Below are 16735 nucleotides of genomic sequence, written 5' to 3'. Positions count from 1 at the left end.
CTGCCCCCTGTAAATATGTTTTTACTGCTTTATCCACCTATAAAGGTAAAAAACACCAGCGTCAAAATCCCGCCAGCAACCAGGCCGCCACCGAAGTAGACCGCGACGCCGAGCAAGAGATTAGTGCGCTTCTGTTCTTCCAGCAAGCGTCTGATCAGTTCCGTATTGTCATGCTGCGGCTGCGAAGCCTGGGTCAAAGCCTGATGCGCCAAGCGCGGCAATTGCGGCAGCAGCTTGCTGTAACGCGGTGCTTCAGCTTTCAGGTTTTCCCACAGGCCGCGCCAGCCGACTTGCTCGTTCATCCAGTTTTCCAGATAAGGCTTAGCGGTTTTCCACAAATCCAGTTCCGGATCGAGCTGACGTCCGAGCCCCTCAACGTTGAGCAAAGTCTTTTGCAACAGCACCAGTTGCGGCTGCACTTCGACATTGAAACGACGTGAAGTCTGGAACAGCCGCAGCAAGACCTGACCAAATGAAATCTCACTCAAGGGCCGGTCAAAAATAGGTTCGCAGCATGCACGCACTGCCGATTCCAGTTCGTCGACACGCGTGTCTTTCGGGGCCCAGCCTGATTCAATATGTGCTTCCGCGACGCGCTTATAGTCACGACGGAAGAAGGCAAGGAAGTTTTGCGACAGGTAATCCTTGTCGAAGTCGTTCAGCGTACCGACGATGCCGAAGTCCAATGCGATATAGCTGCCGAACGTCGCAGGCTCGACCGATACCTGGATATTTCCAGGATGCATATCGGCATGGAAGAAACCATCGCGGAAGACTTGCGTAAAGAAAATTTCCACGCCATCACGAGAAAGCTTCTTCAGGTCGACACCAGCCGCTATCAGTCTGTCGGTCTGCGAGATCGGGATACCAACCATGCGTTCCATCACGATTACCGAAGTCGAGCAGTAATCCCAGAACATTTCCGGCACGACCAGTAAAGTAGAGTTAGCAAAGTTGCGACGCAACTGACTGCCATTGGCCGCTTCGCGCATGAGGTCGAGTTCGTCGTGCAGGTATTTATCGAATTCGGCGACCACTTCTTTAGGTTTCAGGCGTTTGCCGTCTGCCCACATACGCTCTACCAGGCCAGCCAGTATGTGCATGAGCGCGACGTCTTCATCGATGGATTTCTTGATGCCTGGGCGCAGGACTTTGATAGCGACATCCTTGCCGCTTTTCAGGCGACCGAAGTGTACTTGCGCGATGGATGCGGATGCGACCGGCACCGGATCAAATTCGGCAAACAGGACATCAGGATGTGCGCCCAATGACTTAATGATTTGTGCAATTGCCAGTTCGGACGAGAACGGCGGTACGCGATCCTGCAGGCGCGCCAGCTCATCAGCAATATCGATAGGCATCAGGTCGCGACGGGTCGACAGCACCTGGCCGAATTTAACGAAGATAGGACCGAGGTCTTCCAGTGCGCGACGCAAACGGATCGCACGTGGTGCGGACAAGTCGCGCCAGAACATGACTTGATTGATGAATTTGGCAGTACGTGGAATCGCCAGGCCGGAGATGGCTATTTCATCGAGTCCGTAACGCAGGGCGACACGGATGATTTTCAAGACGCGAAGAAATTTCAATATCATTGCTTACTGCCCTTCAGCTTTTCGATCCGCTTCGCGAGTCGTGCCACATCATCACGCAATTTAGTCACTTCTGCGGTAAAGCCGGTGACTGCCTGCGGACGGATTAATAGGGGATTTTCTTCCAGAAAGTATTCGGCGATGTTTTCTGTGACGGACTGATGCAACGCTTTGGCCGTGTTCACAGCAGTATGCACGCCTGACACGATGCGGGTAGCGGCAATATCGCCCACTACCTTGCTCAGGTCATCTTCCGCTTCCCAGCGCAAGGACTGGCTCAGTTGCGAGATGGTGTTGGCAAAATCAGCATCGCCTTCGATTTTGACGTATGAAAACGCACGTTCCCGATTCTGCATGATCAGCGGCAAATCGGATGGCTGCATGCGTATCGTCACAGTCGGTATATCGTCCGCTGCGGCCGTCTCCACCATGCCATCGGCGCTGACTTTCAGGCGCACTGCCAGTACACCGCCGTCCAGCACTGCCACCTTGCCGGCATGCGGCATCAACTTGGCACGGGCCCACGCTTCCTGCGCAAGCAGGTGGTTAATCGCGGCAGGGAATATGTGGGCAGGAGAAAGAGATGTCATCGTCAAAAAAACAAAGCCGCCAGTGAACCATTCACGGGCGGCTTCAAGTTTAGCAGTTTGCTGCGTGGCGTCGCTAACTATCTACATGGCAAGTCGGAACTGACTGACAACCGGATAGCGCAATTCCCTGCTTTTGTTACGTTAATTACTGCGGTAATTGCTGAATACCAGCCAATACCCAACCGCCATTGCCAGTAACTGGCTTGGACAGGTTCCATGCTTCGGTGAATGGCTCGGTCGGAGCGTAATCAGCTTCACGGATCAGACCGCTGAACTTGATGCTGGCGATGTAATCATTGCCAACGGTCTCGACACCGTAGAACTCTGCATCGAGGCTTACTACGTCCGTCACGTTCGCAGTTGCACCGCGTTCCTGCAATTGCAATTTCAGTTCTGCAAACATTTCCGGCGTGGTGAATTCACGGATATCGTTGATATCAGCTTTATCCCATGCAGCTTGCAGGCGGATGAAGTAGGTTTTTGCATTGCGGATGAACGACTCCACATCGAAATCAGCAGGCAAATCATTAGCCGCGCCGTATGCAGCACCGGATGCCATAGGCGCTGCCGATTGCAGGGCCGAAGGCTGGTTCTGATTCAGGCCCGAACCGATATCAGGTGTGCTGTTCTTGGCCGAGTAACCGTTCGCGAACGAAGGTTGCGCGCCGTTGCCAGCGTTTTTGCCTTTGATCATGCGGTAGATGAACATCGCTGCGAACGCGAACAGGGCCACCATCAGGATGGTGCTGATCATGCTGGCCAATGCGCCGCCGATACCCAGGTGCGACAACAGTGCGCCCAGACCCAGGCCGAGCAATGCGCCGCCGAGGATGTTTTTCATCATGCTAGGTTTAGCCGCTGCAGCAGCACCTGCGCCAGCCGCAGCAGGTGCTGCTGCAGGTTTGGAAGCGCTGCTTGCCGACGAAGATTGAGCCGGAGCCGGACGCTGGAAGCTTTGCGATTGCTTACCAAAAGAACCGCCGCCACCCATACGCTTGGCTTCCGCTTCTACAGCGATGAAGGTCATCGAACTGACCATCACTGCGATTGCCAAAAGTAATTTCTTCATAATGCTCGTCTCCTAGAGTTTAATCCCGGTGTGCAATGCCGCCACGCCGGCTGTCAAATTAAAATACTCGACTCTTTCAAGCCCAGCATCCTGCATCATTTTTTTCAGTGTTTCCTGATCCGGATGCATGCGGATCGATTCAGCCAGATACCGGTAACTCTCGGCATCATTTGCAATACGCTTGCCCAACCACGGCAACACTGAAAACGAATACACGTCATACGGTTTTTGCAATGGCTCCCATACTTTCGAGAACTCCAGCACCAGCAACTTGCCACCGGGCTTCAATACACGCCGCATTTCTGCCAGCGCCACATCCTTGTGCGTCATATTGCGCAAACCGAAAGCGACACTGACGCGATCAAAATAGTTATCGGGGAAAGGCAATTTCTCCGCATCACATAAGGATGTTGGGGTAATCAAGCCTTTATTCAACAGTCGATCGCGCCCGACACGCAACATCGACTCATTAATATCCGTCAGCCAGACTTCACCGGTGCTACCTGCCTGGCGTGCGAACGCCTTGGCCAGGTCACCCGTGCCACCGGCAATATCCAGCACTTTGAAACCGGGGCGCACACCAGCTTGTGCAATCGTGAAGGTCTTCCATACACGATGCAGACCCGCCGACATGAAGTCATTCATCACGTCGTACTTGGCGGCAACGGAGTGAAACACTTCCGCGACCTTGTGGACTTTCTCTTCTTCAGCGACGGTTTGGTAACCGAAATGTGTGGAATTTGTCATAGCTAGCCAATTACATTATACAAGCGTTATTGAGATGTGAAGAAAACGTTAAAAATTATTTTTTGCTTGCTGATCACACAATAAATTCAAACTCGAGTTTGCTCACAAACCCAGTCAAATCAATGACTTCCGCAACCAGAGCCGCCGGTCACTGCCTTGCTCATCGGTGCGTCACGTCCGCTTTCACGTGTAAACCCGGCCGCTTCGAGGCGACGCAGATAGTCTTCCCACAGGGCATCTTTATCGGTGCCGAGGTGGTACAGATACTCCCACGAAAAGATGCCGGTATCGTGACCATCGGAGAAAGAAGGTTTGATCGCGTAATTGCCAACCGGTTCGACGCCGGTGATTTCCACATTGCGCTGGCCGGTCTGCAGGGTTTCCTGCCCCGGGCCGTGACCACGCACTTCCGCCGACGGCGACCAGACGCGCATCAATTCAAATGGTAGCGAAAAAGTCGCGCCATCATCGAATTCGATTTCCAGTACGCGCGATTGTTTGCGCACCGTCAATCCGGTGGGTTGCGGCGCAGGAGGTGTTTGTTTGGAACCAGCCATGATCGTCTCTCGTTCAGGGTGAGTGCAGGCGGCAAGCATACCGCCAATTAATTGTTCTGTGCTGTAGGTATATTTACTCAGGCGCCGCAGTTAGCGTTGCGCACGATAGCCGTACGCAATGCAGGCAGCAAGGCGCGACGCTGCGCCAGTATATCGTCCGCAGTCTGGCGTTGTACTGCTGCCCAGACGGGATTCGGGAAATGCGCGTCATCGCTAAAGCGTGGGATCAGGTGCCAGTGCAGATGCGGCACCATGTTGCCGAGGCTGGCCAGATTGATTTTTTCCGCTTGCATCACTTCACGCAAGGCAGATTCAACCTGGCAGACTGTCTTCATCAAAACCGAACGTTGTTCCGGTTGCAGATCCGTCATTTCTGCTACGTGCGCATTCCAGATCACGCGACAAAAGCCGGGGTACTGCGCATCGTCTACCAGCACGATGCGCAATTGCTCATTGCGGAACAATACTTCCCCGCCGCCTTCTTCACATAACTCGCAAGCCGCCATCGTTACACCAGCACGCGTTCGATACCACCGTTGTTGGCGCGATCGACGTACTCAGGCAACCAGTTAGGTCCGAGCAAATGCTTGGCCATTTCGACCACGATGTAATCAGCAGTGGTGTCCGAGTCTTCGTTGTAACGCGACAAGCCTTGCAGGCACGACGGGCACGAAGTCAGGATTTTGACGTCACCTGTGAAACCATCGCCGCGCAATTTATCCGCGCCCTTGGTCATTTCTTCTTCCTTGCGGAAGCGCACCTGGGTCGAGATATCCGGACGCGTCACGGCCAGCGTGCCGGACTCGCCGCAGCAGCGATCATTCTTCTCGATCTTTTGATCGTCTACCGTCGTGATCAAGGCGTTCACCGTTTTCAACGGATCCTGCAATTTCATCGGGCTGTGGCAAGGGTCGTGATACATGTAACGCACGCCGTTCACGCCTTCCAGCTTCACGCCTTTTTCCATCAGGTATTCATGGATGTCGACGATGCGGCAACCCGGGAAAATTTTCTCGAATTCATAGCCTTGCAACTGATCGTAGCAAGTACCGCAAGAAACGATGACGGTTTTGATATCCAGGTAATTCAACGTATTCGCCATGCGATGGAACAGCACGCGATTGTCGGTGATGATTTTTTCCGCCTTGTCGTAATTGCCGGAACCACGTTGCGGATAACCGCAGCACAGGTAACCCGGCGGCAACACGGTTTGCACGCCGACGTTCCACAACATCGCCTGCGTCGCCAGACCTACCTGCGAGAACAGGCGCTCGGAACCGCAACCCGGGAAATAAAACACGGCTTCGGTATCCATCGTCGTGGTCTTGGGATCACGGATGATAGGTACGACTTTATCGTCTTCGATATCGAGCAAGGCGCGCGCCGTTTTCTTCGGCAGGTTGCCCGGCATCTTCTTGTTGATGAAGTGGATGACCTGTTCCTTGATAGGCGGCTTGCCGACTGTCGCACGTGGCGCGGAAGTCTGTTTCTTCGCCAGCTTTTTCAGCACGTCATGACCAAAGCGCTGCGCCTTGTAGCCCCAACCTATCATGACCTGGCGCATCGCATTGATGGTCGCCGGATCGGTCGCATTCAGGAAGAACATCGACGCAGCCGTACCCGGATTGAAGGACTTCTTGTTCATCTTGCGCAGCAGGTTGCGCATATTCATAGACACATCACCAAAGTCGATATCGACCGGGCAAGGCGTCAGGCATTTGTGGCAAACCGTGCAGTGATCAGCCACGTCTTCGAACTCTTCCCAATGCTTGATCGAGATGCCGCGACGGGTCTGCTCTTCATACAGGAAGGCTTCTACCAGCAATGAAGTCGCCAGGATCTTGTTACGTGGCGAGTACAGCAAATTGGCACGCGGTACATGCGTCGCACATACCGGTTTGCATTTACCGCAACGCAGGCAATCCTTGACGCTATTGGCTATCGCACCGATATCGCTTTGTTGCATGATCAGCGATTCATGGCCCATCAAGCCGAAAGATGGAGTGTAAGCATTGCGCAAATCTGCGCTCAGCTCAGACATATCCATCAGCTTGCCTTTGTTGAAGTGGCCTTCCGGATCTATGCGTCGTTTGTACGAACGGAAATCGGACAGTTCGGCTTCGGTCAGGAATTCGAGTTTGGTAATACCGATACCATGCTCACCGGAAATCACACCGTTCAGCGAACGTGCCAGCGCCATGATGCGCGCCACGGCTGCGTGCGCATCCTGCAGCATCTGGTAGTGATCGGAGTTGACCGGAATGTTGGTGTGCACGTTGCCATCACCTGCGTGCATATGCAGCGCGACGAAGACGCGGCCACGCAATACACGTTTGTGGATGGCAGTAGCTTCATCCAGGATCAGGCGGAACGATGCGCCGCTGAAAATCTGGCGCAATGGCGCACGGATTTCTGTTTTCCACGACACGCGTATGGTGCGATCCTGGATCACATCGAATACGGTCGCGTCCGGTTGCACCTGCAAACGCTCTTCGAATACCGGCAAGAGTTTTTCCAGACCCAGCGCGCCCAACTCATCCTTCGCAGTACGCAAAGGTTGGTCGAGGTTATCCAGCATATAAGTCCAGCGTGCGGTGGCAGCAGCGATCAGCGCCTCTGCCTGATGCACGCGATCTTCCAGCAATTCGGCGGCTGGAATGTCATCGCCTTCTGCATCATCGCTCTTGCCCAGTGGCAGATTGCCCTTGGTGAAGAAGGTGTGCAGCTCTTCCAGCAATTGCAGTTTATTGCCTATCGAAAGCTCTACGTTGATGCGTTCTATGCCATCCGAATATTCACCCATGCGATCCAGCGGGATCACGACGTCTTCATTGATTTTGAAGGCGTTGGTGTGTTTGGAGATCGCAGCGGTACGCGCACGATCGAGCCAGAATTTTTTGCGTGCTTCCGGGCTAACTGCGACGAAGCCTTCGCCAACGCGGGTATTCGCCAGGCGTACGACTTCGGATGCAGCTTGCGCTACCGCGTTTTCATCGTCACCGACGATATCGCCGAACAAAGCCATCTTCGGCAAGATGCCGCGCTTGGATTTGGTCGCATAGCCGACTGCGCGCAGATAGCGCTCGTCCAGATGCTCAAGACCGGCCAGGATAGCGCCGCCCTTTTTGGTTTCGGCATCGAGGAAATCCTTGATCTCGACGATGGATGGAATCGCATCGCGCGAATGGCCGAAGAATTCCAGGCACACGGTACGCGTATGCTTGGGCATCTTGTGCAGAATCCAGCGCGCCGATGTAATCAGGCCATCGCAACCTTCTTTTTGCACACCCGGCAAACCGGACAGGAATTTATCGGTAACATCTTTGCCCAGCCCTTCCTTGCGGAAGGTGCGGCCAGCGATTTCCAGCGTCTCGGTCTTGAATGGCTGGTTGACGCGGCCTTTCTCGGCCGGATGCGTCCATTCCAGCTTGAACTTGGCGACCGGCGCATCATGGATCTTGCCGAGGTTGTGCTCCAGACGTGTGACTTCCAGCCAGTCGCCGTTAGGATCAACCATGCGCCAGCTGGCGAGGTTGTCGAGTGCAGTACCCCACAGCACGGCTTTCTTGCCGCCTGCGTTCATCGCGATATTGCCGCCTATACACGAAGCTTCGGCCGAGGTCGGATCAACCGCAAACACGAAACCGGCTTTTTCTGCCGCATCAGAAACCCGTTTGGTCACGACGCCAGCACCCGAATAAATAGTTGCGTATTCACGGTCTACGCCTGGCAGCATGGTCATTTCAACCGCGCCCAGCGCTTCCAGTTTTTCGGTGTTGATAACAGCCGACATCGGCGTCAGCGGTACTGCGCCACCGGTATAACCGGTACCGCCGCCGCGCGGGATGATGGTCAGGCCGAGCTCGATACAGGCTTTGACCAGGCCAGCCATTTCATCTTCGCTGTCAGGCGTCAACACCACAAACGGATATTCAACGCGCCAGTCGGTAGCGTCGGTCACGTGCGAGACGCGCGACAAGCCATCAAACTTGATATTGTCTTTTTCGGTATAGCGGCCCAGCACCCGGTTCGCGCGTTTGCGCAAATCGTAAGTACGACGGAATTCTTCGCCAAAGGCAGTGACTGCCTTGCGCGCCGATTTCAGCAGGGCTTCGACCGCAGCACCGCGACGTGCAGCATTTTCATCAGTCGAGGTAGCCAGGTCGGTAGTGCGACGCTTTTCGACTTCAACCAGACGGTGGTGCAAGGCATCGATCAAAGCCTGGCGACGCTTGGGATTGTCCAGCAGGTCGTCTTGCAGATAGGGATTGCGTTGCACGACCCAGATGTCGCCCAACACTTCGTACAGCATCCGTGCGGAACGACCGGTCTGGCGGGCACCGCGCAGCTCGTCGAGCAGCTGCCATGCATCCTCGCCCAACAGGCGAATCACGATTTCGCGGTCGGAAAATGAAGTGTAGTTATAGGGAATTTCACGCAAGCGGGTAGGCACGGCACCGCCAGGGCCATCCGCCAGAAGGTTCTGTATTTGTACTGGGGCGTTCATCAGTGGGTCAATTGAATTAACGCTAAATACGCATTTTAGCTGATTGCGCTGCAACACGCCCGACAGACGTGCATGGCAGAAAAGGGAAAAATGATGGGCTGATCCGTATGAGCAGGGGTAAAAAGCGAGAAATCCGGCGTTTTAAAAGACATTCGCCAAATAATGCCAAAAACCATCAGGTATATAGAGCAGCAACCAGGTCATGGTCAGGTAGCGCAGGAATTTACCTATCGCCATATAGAGTACGCAGGCCCAGAATGGCAATTTGAGCCATCCGGCCAGCAGGCACAGCGGGTCGCCTATGCCCGGCAGCCAGGCCAGCAGCATGGTTTTGGCGCCGAAACGCTGCAACCAGCCAAACCAGCGGGTTTCCCTTTCCTTGGCAAATACCTGCTTCGCACCCCGCCCCATCCAGTAATTGACCACACCGCCCAGGGTATTCCCGGCGGTCGCCACCAGCAAAGCCGGCCAGAACAGGCCTATATTCGCCTTGACGACCGCAAACACGGCAGGCTCGGAACCCAGCGGCAACAGGGTCGCCGAAACAAAGCTGATGAAAAAGACTGAAAGCAGGCCGACTTCAGGTGCGGCCAGCGTCGTCAACACCCACTGGACGGCGTTTTCAATCATGCGTCACGCGTATCGGCAAATTCAAGGCAAATAAAGTCAAATCAGGGGCTCATTCATATTGAGTGGGGGAAAGCCATATCAGCATGCCGATACAGCTAATAAACGTCGTCCATTATAATGATGTGCTGCGCCGCACGAAGACTAACCCTGTTTTCACAGCGCGCCCATGATATTGAATCCTATGACTACCGACTATTTGAAGAAAGTTTTAACCGCGCGCGTCTACGATGTCGCCGTGGAATCCCCACTCGAGCTGGCACCAACGCTGTCGCAGCGTGTGGGCAATCAGATTTACTTCAAACGCGAAGACATACAAAGCGTGTTCAGCTTCAAGCTGCGCGGCGCGTACAACAAGATGGCACACCTGCCACCAGCGCAAATGAAGCGCGGCGTCATTTGCGCATCGGCTGGCAATCACGCCCAGGGCGTGGCACTGTCCGCCACCAAACTCGGGTGCCGTGCCGTGATTGTGATGCCGACCACGACTCCATCGGTCAAGGTGGAAGCAGTTAAAGCACGTGGCGGTGAAGTCGTGCTGTTCGGCGATTCGTATTCCGATGCTTACCAGCATGCGCTGACACTGGAAAAGAAACTCAAGCTGACCTTTGTCCACCCATTTGACGATCCAGACGTGATCGCCGGACAAGGCACCATCGGCATGGAAATCCTGCGCCAGCACGCTGGCCCTATCCATGCGATTTTTGTTCCTATCGGCGGTGGCGGCCTGATCGCCGGTGTAGCCGCTTATGTCAAAGCCGTGCGTCCGGAAATCAAAGTCATAGGTGTACAGACTTCGGATTCCGATGCGATGGCGCGCAGCCTGCAAGCCGGACGACGCATCACTTTGCCGGATGTCGGCCTGTTCGCCGACGGTACTGCGGTCAAGCTGGTGGGTGAAGAAACCTTCCGTCTCGCGAAGCAATATGTAGATGAAGTCATCGTGGTCGATACCAATGAAGTATGCACCGCGATCAAGGATGTATTCCAGGACACGCGCAGCATCCTCGAGCCATCCGGCGCGCTTGCTGTCGCCGGTGCCAAGGCTTATATAGAACGTGCCCGCGCCAGCAAGAAGCCATTGAAGAATGAAACCCTGGTTACGGTTGCCAGCGGCGCGAATATGAATTTCGACCGCCTGCGCTTCGTCGCTGAAATGGCCGACGTCGGCACCGCACGCGAAGGTGTATTCGCCGTCACCATTCCGGAAGAACGCGGTAGCTTCAAGCGCTTCTGCGAATTGATAGGCCCGCGCAACGTTACTGAATTCAACTACCGCATCAGCGATGACAAGCTGGCGCACATCTTCGTCGGCATGCAAATCGCGGACCGTGATGAAGCCGGGAAAATCACCAAGCTATTTGAAAAGCATGGCTTCAAGACACTGGACCTGACGCATGACGAATTGGCGAAAGGCCATATCCGTCACCTGGTCGGCGGTAAGAGCGAACTCACGCAGGACGAGATCCTGTATCGTTTCGAATTCCCGGAGCGTCCGGGCGCACTCATGCGCTTCCTCGACAGCGTGGCACCAAACTGGAATATCAGCCTGTTCCACTACCGCAATCAGGGCGGCGATGTAGGTCGCATCCTGGTCGGCTTGCAAGTACCGAAGAAAGAAATGAAAACCTTCCGCACTTCGCTTGCAGGTCTCGGTTATCGCCACTGGGATGAGACCGACAACCCTGTGTATAAATTGTTTTTGTAAAAGTCATCGTTATGAGCACCTCATCCACACCAGACGCGTCGCCGCTGGGCAAGCCATCGGTTTACCAGACCCAGTACGATCCGTCGCTACTGTTCCCGATACCACGCCAGGGCAAGCGCGATGAACTGGGCTTGTCCGGCGACCTGCCTTTCTTTGGTGTCGATATCTGGAATGCCTATGAATTGTCGTGGCTGAATATGCGCGGCAAGCCGCAAGTGGCAATCGCACGCATCATGGCACCGGCCGATTCGCCTAACATCATCGAATCGAAATCGTTCAAGCTTTATCTGAATTCATTTAACCAGACCAAGCTGGGCGGCACCGATGCCTTGCTGGAGTTGCTGCGCGCGGATTTGTCCGCTGGCTTTGGTGCACCTGTACAGATCTCACTGACATTGCCGGAAGACTTCAGCAAGATCAGCATCGGTGAGCTCGATGGTGTCTTGCTGGACAGACTGGACATAGAAGTAAACGACTACACGCCGGATCCTTCGCTGCTGCAAGCCGCACATGATGAAGCGCCGGTGGAAGAAACCCTGTTGTCCAATTTGCTGAAATCGAATTGCCTGGTCACCGGCCAGCCGGACTGGGGCAGCGTGCAAATCCATTACGTGGGACCGCAGATTAATCAGGCCGGCTTGCTGCACTACCTGATAGGTTTCCGCGAACACAACGAATTCCATGAACAATGCGTAGAACGTATCTTTATGGACATTTTGCGTCAGTGCAAACCGCAAAAACTTGCTGTTTATGCACGCTATACCCGTCGCGGCGGTCTCGACATCAACCCGTGGCGCAGCAATTTCAGCACTGGCAAACCGCCGTCTAACGCCCGTAACGCAAGGCAGTAAGCACGATGTAAGTTCCATGGATGAAGCTATTTATATGCTTCATCCGGGCTTAACGTATCAGTTGGCTTGTGGTCTAATCGATCTATCAGAAAACAGCAATAGCTATGGCAAGTCGCATTAAAAAGGTGCGTCTTATCTGCAACAGACGGGTCGGCACCGGCCCAGCTTTCCCGATTCAGGCCCTATCGCCATCGAATAGGCCTATAATTCCTCGCAGAGTCCTTTTTTTGTGCGTCGCACCATGAACCATTTAAGTCAGATTCTCCCCCCTGCCAACGTAGTACTTGATCTGGATGTCTCCAGTAAAAAACGTACGTTCGAACAGGTAGGTTTAATTTTCGAAAACAACTGTGGCATTGCCCGTTCCGTCGTCTCCGACAATCTGTTCGCGCGCGAACGTCTGGGTTCGACCGGCCTCGGCCATGGCGTTGCCGTGCCTCACGGTCGCATCAAAGGTTTGAAAGCACCATTGGCAGCTTTCGTGCGCCTGGCGCAGCCGATTCCGTTTGAGTCGCCTGACGGACAGCCGGTAAATCTGCTGATTTTCCTGTTGATCCCGGATCACGTGACGCAACAGCATCTGGAAATCCTGTCCGAACTGGCAGAAATGTTTTCCGATGAAGCGTTCCGTAATTTGCTGGCCAGCACCGAAGATCCGGCGGCAGTCCATGCACGCCTGATTACCTGGCAGCCTAGCCTGCAAAGCACCAACTAATCCGCCGCGCCTTTCCACGGCGCGCATCCTGTCCTGTCAGCATCCACAACATGCCACTACCGACACCGCTCTCTGTCCAGCAAATTTACGACGATAACCGTGAAACCCTGCAACTCGGATGGTTTGCGGGCTTCCCCGGTGGTGAGCGCCTGATTTCCGGCGATGCGACTTCGGCCGCAGACCAGGTGGGTCACTTGAACCTGATCCACCCCGGTCGTATCCAGGTTTTCGGTCATCAGGAAGTCGAGTACTACCAGCGTCTGTCCGATAACGGACGCGCCCACCATACCGCCGAACTGGTCGCTGGCGAACCACCCGCCTTCATCATTGCGCAGGGCCTGGAAACACCGGCCGACATCATGGCGATTTGCGACGATAAAAACATTCCATTGTTTTCGACGCCGCTGCCTGCCGCGCAAGTGATCGATTACCTGCGCGTGTATCTGTCGAAAAAGCTGGCGCAGCGCATCACGATGCACGGTGTATTCATGGACGTGCTGGGTGTCGGCGTACTGATCACCGGTGAATCCGGTCTAGGCAAAAGCGAACTGGGTCTGGAACTGATTTCACGCAATCATGGCCTGGTGGCCGATGACGCAGTCGAGTTCGCGCGCATCGCGCCGCACATGATAGAAGGCCGCTGTCCGCCACTGCTGCAAAACCTGCTGGAAGTACGCGGCCTCGGCTTGCTCGATATCCGCACCATCTTTGGTGAAACCGCAGTGCGCCGCAAAATGCGCCTGAAGCTGATCGTGCACCTGGTTCGTCGCAGCACGCTGGAAGAAAGTTACGAGCGCCTGCCGCTGCCATCGCAGAGCGAAGAAATCCTCGGCCTCTCGATACGCAAAGTCGTGATCCCGGTCGAAGCCGGTCGAAATCTGGCGGTTCTGCTGGAAGCAGCGGTACGCAATACCATCCTGCAATTGCGCGGCATAGACACCCTGAAAGACTTCATGGTGCGCCAGCAAAAAGCGATGGAAAGCGACGAGTAATCCCTCGGCAAGCTGAAGCAGAATTTTCGCGACGGCACCTTAGTCGTGTGCTTGGGGTATCATCAAGCTATGCGCATTATTCTCATCACCGGAATCTCCGGATCCGGCAAATCAGTCGGACTGACCTCCCTCGAAGACGCTGGTTATTTCTGTGTCGACAACCTCCCGCCTACACTATTGCGGGCGCTGGTTGCTACGCGCCAGGAAGAGCATGCGGACAAGCTCGCAGTAGCGATGGACGCACGCAGTGCCAGCTCGCTCATGGGCTTGCCTGCCGATATCTCATGGCTGCAAAACCAGGGACATGAAGTCAAAGTTCTGTTCCTCACGGCGAAGACCGATTCACTGATCGCACGTTTTTCCGAAACCCGGCGCAGCCACCCACTGTCGCACCGCGGTTTCAGCAGCAGCGCAGCAGAAGATCGCCGCACACTGACCGAATGCATACGCGAAGAACGCGAAATGCTGTCCGGTGTCGAAGAAGTCAGCCATGTTATCGATACCTCGGGCATGAGCGCGAATAAATTACGCGGCTGGATCAAGGCGCTGATCGAAAGTGATCACTCGCCACTAACCGTATTGTTTGAATCTTTTGCTTTCAAATTCGGTGTACCGCTGGATGCCGACCTGGTATTTGATGTGCGCATGCTACCGAATCCACACTACGACACCCAATTACGCCCGTTAACCGGACGTGATGCGCCGGTGCAGGCCTTTTTGCAGGCACAGCCGGATGCCACTGCCTTGCTGGCAGATATACGCGGCTTCGTCGAAAAATGGCTGCCTGCGTTCAAGAAGGATAATCGCAGCTACCTGACTGTCGCCATCGGTTGCACCGGCGGCCAGCATCGCTCGGTGTATATGGTGGAGCAACTGGCCGCCCATTTCCGTGCGCACGAACACGTCATCCTCAGGCATCGCGAACTAGACTGATCATATTTCTGTCCAAGCGGTATCAGCCTCTACCCCGAACACCCATTTCTCATGCCTGCAAACGAATACTGGCTTCCGCTGTTCCCCCTCAATACCGTGCTGTTCCCGGGCGGCATACTCCCCCTTAAGGTTTTTGAAACGCGCTACATAGACATGGTGCGCGATTGCATGAAGCGAGAAATGCCGTTCGGCGTGGTCTTGATCAAATCCGGACAGGAGATCGGCGAAGCGGCGGAACCGGAAGATGTCGGCTGCATGGCGCACATTACCGACTGGGATGCACCACAACTCGGCGTACTCTTGCTACGTACGGAAGGCGGCACCCGTTTCCGTATCCTGGAAACACGTGTACACAAGGATCAGCATCTGGAAGGACGCGTAGAAATCATAGGACACGGCGGCCCCAGCATCTTGGCGCAGGAACATCAGGGCTGTGCCAACACGCTCAAGCTGGTGATCCACGACATCAATACCAAAGGACGCGCCGAAATAGGCGAGGAATTTGAAAGTCCGTTTACGGAAAACTTGCATCTGGACGATGCAGGCTGGGTGGCCAATCGCTGGTGTGAAATCCTGCCTATACCGCTGAAGGCCAGGCAGAAATTGCTGGAAGTCGATGATGCACAAACCCGTCTGACCATCATCCAGCAATACCTGCAACAGCACGAAATTATTTAAAGCACAGCGCAGTTACTGCGTCAGCAAATCCGGCTCGCGAAATACCGTCAGCAATAATTTTTTGACGGGCGCAGGCAAAGGCGCACCAGCCATTCTTGCAATCGGATACCAGCCGTATGCATCCTCTCCCGCGCGCTGCAGGCGACGCTTCAAAGCGATGTGATACGGCGTTATATGCAGTTTGAAATGCGTGAATACATGCGTAAACATCGGCAACTCTTCCTGCCCGGCTGCGACACCGAAACGAGCCACCGCTTGCGCCAGCGCCGCATCGAATCCGGCCTCGTCTGCCGTCACAGCAATCTCCGGCAACGATAACAAACCGCCCCATATGCCCTTATCCGGGCGCTGTTCCAGTAAGATCTCATCCTTATCAACGATGAGCAACATGATCGTTTGTTTTTCCGGTACGGCCTTTTTAGGTTTGCGCACCGGCAGTTCATTGGTACGACCAGTCGCATAAGCGACGCAGCGGTGCGCCAGCGGACAACGCTGGCAGGAAGGACGATTGCGGGTGCACAGCGTCGCGCCCAGATCCATCAAACCTTGTGTGTAAGCTTCCACACCGCTCTCAGGCAACAGAGCAACCGCACGCAACCACAATCCATTTTCGACAGCCTTTTCACCTGGATAGCGCTCCACACCAAACACGCGCGCAAAGACGCGTTTGACGTTGCCGTCGAGGATGGCGGCGCGGGTGCCGTAGGAAAATGCAGAGATGGCGGCGGCAGTGGAACGACCTATGCCGGGCAATTGCTCCAGCAACTCCGGATCACTGGGGAATACGCCACCGTACTCTGCGACTATCGTCTGCGCGCACTTATGCAAATTACGCGCGCGCGAGTAATAGCCCAGTCCGCTCCAGTGCGCCATCACTTCTTCAGACGGCGCTGCCGCCAGTGAAGCAACGGTAGGGAAAGATTCGAGGAAGCGCAAGTAGTAAGGAATCACTGCGGCGACCTGGGTCTGCTGCAGCATGATTTCCGAGAGCCAGACGCGATACGCGTCGCGCGTGTTTTGCCACGGCAAGGCATGGCGTCCATGCTGCTTTTGCCAAGTGATCACATCAGCAGAGAACGACGGGTCGGCTAATGCCTCGACATTAGCCTTGGAAGATTGAGCCGAAGGAACTGCCTTGCTGCGGGTATCACTGACTACACGTTTCATCT

At 54.9% G+C, this 16735-nt stretch carries 15 protein-coding genes; 6 read left to right on the top strand and 9 right to left on the bottom strand.

Features of this window, described 5'->3' with window-relative positions; translation table 11 throughout:
* Window positions 1-29: 29 nt before the first annotated feature.
* From ubiB to H7U06_RS03995, 8 genes are all read right to left on the bottom strand, one after another.
* Window positions 30-1595, bottom strand: a complete 1566-nt coding sequence (gene ubiB / locus H7U06_RS04030; protein WP_175624887.1) for a ubiquinone biosynthesis regulatory protein kinase UbiB — start codon at window positions 1593-1595, stop codon at window positions 30-32.
* On the bottom strand, window positions 1592-2182 hold the full coding sequence (locus H7U06_RS04025) for an SCP2 domain-containing protein (RefSeq protein WP_175624886.1): 591 nt from the start codon (window positions 2180-2182) through the stop codon (window positions 1592-1594). The genes ubiB and H7U06_RS04025 overlap by 4 nt, the downstream gene beginning before the upstream one ends.
* Window positions 2183-2327: 145 nt before the next feature.
* Window positions 2328-3251 (bottom strand): Tim44 domain-containing protein, encoded by a 924-nt coding sequence (locus H7U06_RS04020; RefSeq protein WP_175624885.1) that lies wholly within the window; start codon window positions 3249-3251, stop codon window positions 2328-2330.
* 12 nt (window positions 3252-3263) lie between these two features.
* Complete coding sequence (gene ubiE, locus H7U06_RS04015) at window positions 3264-3998, bottom strand: bifunctional demethylmenaquinone methyltransferase/2-methoxy-6-polyprenyl-1,4-benzoquinol methylase UbiE (RefSeq protein ID WP_175624884.1); 735 nt, start codon at window positions 3996-3998, stop codon at window positions 3264-3266.
* 119 nt (window positions 3999-4117) lie between these two features.
* Entirely contained in the window at window positions 4118-4555 is a 438-nt protein-coding gene (locus H7U06_RS04010) for a gamma-butyrobetaine hydroxylase-like domain-containing protein (RefSeq protein WP_175624883.1), read from the bottom strand.
* A gap of 77 nt (window positions 4556-4632) precedes the next feature.
* Entirely contained in the window at window positions 4633-5061 is a 429-nt protein-coding gene (locus H7U06_RS04005) for an HIT family protein (RefSeq protein WP_175624882.1), read from the bottom strand.
* A gap of 2 nt (window positions 5062-5063) precedes the next feature.
* Complete coding sequence (locus tag H7U06_RS04000; protein ID WP_175624881.1) at window positions 5064-9062, bottom strand: FAD/FMN-binding oxidoreductase; 3999 nt, start codon at window positions 9060-9062, stop codon at window positions 5064-5066.
* A 141-nt stretch (window positions 9063-9203) separates the two neighbouring features.
* Window positions 9204-9692, bottom strand: a complete 489-nt coding sequence (locus H7U06_RS03995; protein ID WP_175624880.1) for a YqaA family protein — start codon at window positions 9690-9692, stop codon at window positions 9204-9206.
* 181 nt (window positions 9693-9873) lie between these two features.
* Between H7U06_RS03995 and ilvA the strand changes: the two genes are divergently transcribed.
* The 6 genes from ilvA to H7U06_RS03965 all read left to right on the top strand — a co-directional run bounded on the left by ilvA (window position 9874) and on the right by H7U06_RS03965 (window position 15566).
* Window positions 9874-11397, top strand: a complete 1524-nt coding sequence (gene ilvA, locus H7U06_RS03990) for a threonine ammonia-lyase, biosynthetic (RefSeq protein WP_175625208.1) — start codon at window positions 9874-9876, stop codon at window positions 11395-11397.
* Window positions 11398-11408: 11 nt separating this feature from the next.
* Window positions 11409-12248, top strand: coding sequence for an NADPH-dependent 7-cyano-7-deazaguanine reductase QueF (gene queF, locus H7U06_RS03985; RefSeq protein WP_175624879.1), 840 nt, complete (start codon window positions 11409-11411; stop codon window positions 12246-12248).
* 241 nt (window positions 12249-12489) lie between these two features.
* Window positions 12490-12963: a PTS sugar transporter subunit IIA gene (locus H7U06_RS03980; RefSeq protein ID WP_012080961.1), complete on the top strand. Its 474-nt coding sequence runs from the start codon at window positions 12490-12492 to the stop codon at window positions 12961-12963.
* Window positions 12964-13013: 50 nt separating this feature from the next.
* Window positions 13014-13955, top strand: a complete 942-nt coding sequence (gene hprK / locus H7U06_RS03975; RefSeq protein WP_175624878.1) for an HPr(Ser) kinase/phosphatase — start codon at window positions 13014-13016, stop codon at window positions 13953-13955.
* Between the two features lie 69 nt (window positions 13956-14024).
* Complete coding sequence (rapZ, locus tag H7U06_RS03970; RefSeq protein ID WP_175624877.1) at window positions 14025-14888, top strand: RNase adapter RapZ; 864 nt, start codon at window positions 14025-14027, stop codon at window positions 14886-14888.
* 51 nt (window positions 14889-14939) lie between these two features.
* Window positions 14940-15566, top strand: coding sequence for an LON peptidase substrate-binding domain-containing protein (locus tag H7U06_RS03965; RefSeq protein WP_175624876.1), 627 nt, complete (start codon window positions 14940-14942; stop codon window positions 15564-15566).
* A gap of 12 nt (window positions 15567-15578) precedes the next feature.
* Here H7U06_RS03965 and mutY read toward each other — a convergent pair whose 3' ends face one another.
* Complete coding sequence (gene mutY / locus H7U06_RS03960) at window positions 15579-16733, bottom strand: A/G-specific adenine glycosylase (RefSeq protein ID WP_175624875.1); 1155 nt, start codon at window positions 16731-16733, stop codon at window positions 15579-15581.
* Between the last annotated feature and the right edge of the window lie 2 nt (window positions 16734-16735).

Source organism: Herminiimonas sp. Marseille-P9896, from assembly GCF_903993245.1.
GTDB lineage: Bacteria > Pseudomonadota > Gammaproteobacteria > Burkholderiales > Burkholderiaceae_D > Oxalicibacterium > Oxalicibacterium contaminans.
Note: the sequence above shows the minus strand (reverse complement) of the source record. Positions and strands in the feature narration are given on the sequence as shown.

Coding starts and splice junctions, on each gene's coding strand:
- mutY (WP_175624875.1), bottom strand. CDS start 16,733: ATGAAACGTGTAGTCAGTGATACCCGCAGCAAGGCAGTTCCTTCGGCT.
- H7U06_RS04005 (WP_175624882.1), bottom strand. CDS start 5,061: ATGGCGGCTTGCGAGTTATGTGAAGAAGGCGGCGGGGAAGTATTGTTC.
- H7U06_RS03965 (WP_175624876.1), top strand. CDS start 14,940: ATGCCTGCAAACGAATACTGGCTTCCGCTGTTCCCCCTCAATACCGTG.
- rapZ (WP_175624877.1), top strand. CDS start 14,025: ATGCGCATTATTCTCATCACCGGAATCTCCGGATCCGGCAAATCAGTC.
- H7U06_RS04025 (WP_175624886.1), bottom strand. CDS start 2,182: ATGACATCTCTTTCTCCTGCCCACATATTCCCTGCCGCGATTAACCAC.
- H7U06_RS03980 (WP_012080961.1), top strand. CDS start 12,490: ATGAACCATTTAAGTCAGATTCTCCCCCCTGCCAACGTAGTACTTGAT.
- ubiB (WP_175624887.1), bottom strand. CDS start 1,595: ATGATATTGAAATTTCTTCGCGTCTTGAAAATCATCCGTGTCGCCCTG.
- H7U06_RS04020 (WP_175624885.1), bottom strand. CDS start 3,251: ATGAAGAAATTACTTTTGGCAATCGCAGTGATGGTCAGTTCGATGACC.
- H7U06_RS04000 (WP_175624881.1), bottom strand. CDS start 9,062: ATGAACGCCCCAGTACAAATACAGAACCTTCTGGCGGATGGCCCTGGC.
- ubiE (WP_175624884.1), bottom strand. CDS start 3,998: ATGACAAATTCCACACATTTCGGTTACCAAACCGTCGCTGAAGAAGAG.
- H7U06_RS03995 (WP_175624880.1), bottom strand. CDS start 9,692: ATGATTGAAAACGCCGTCCAGTGGGTGTTGACGACGCTGGCCGCACCT.
- hprK (WP_175624878.1), top strand. CDS start 13,014: ATGCCACTACCGACACCGCTCTCTGTCCAGCAAATTTACGACGATAAC.
- H7U06_RS04010 (WP_175624883.1), bottom strand. CDS start 4,555: ATGGCTGGTTCCAAACAAACACCTCCTGCGCCGCAACCCACCGGATTG.
- ilvA (WP_175625208.1), top strand. CDS start 9,874: ATGACTACCGACTATTTGAAGAAAGTTTTAACCGCGCGCGTCTACGAT.
- queF (WP_175624879.1), top strand. CDS start 11,409: ATGAGCACCTCATCCACACCAGACGCGTCGCCGCTGGGCAAGCCATCG.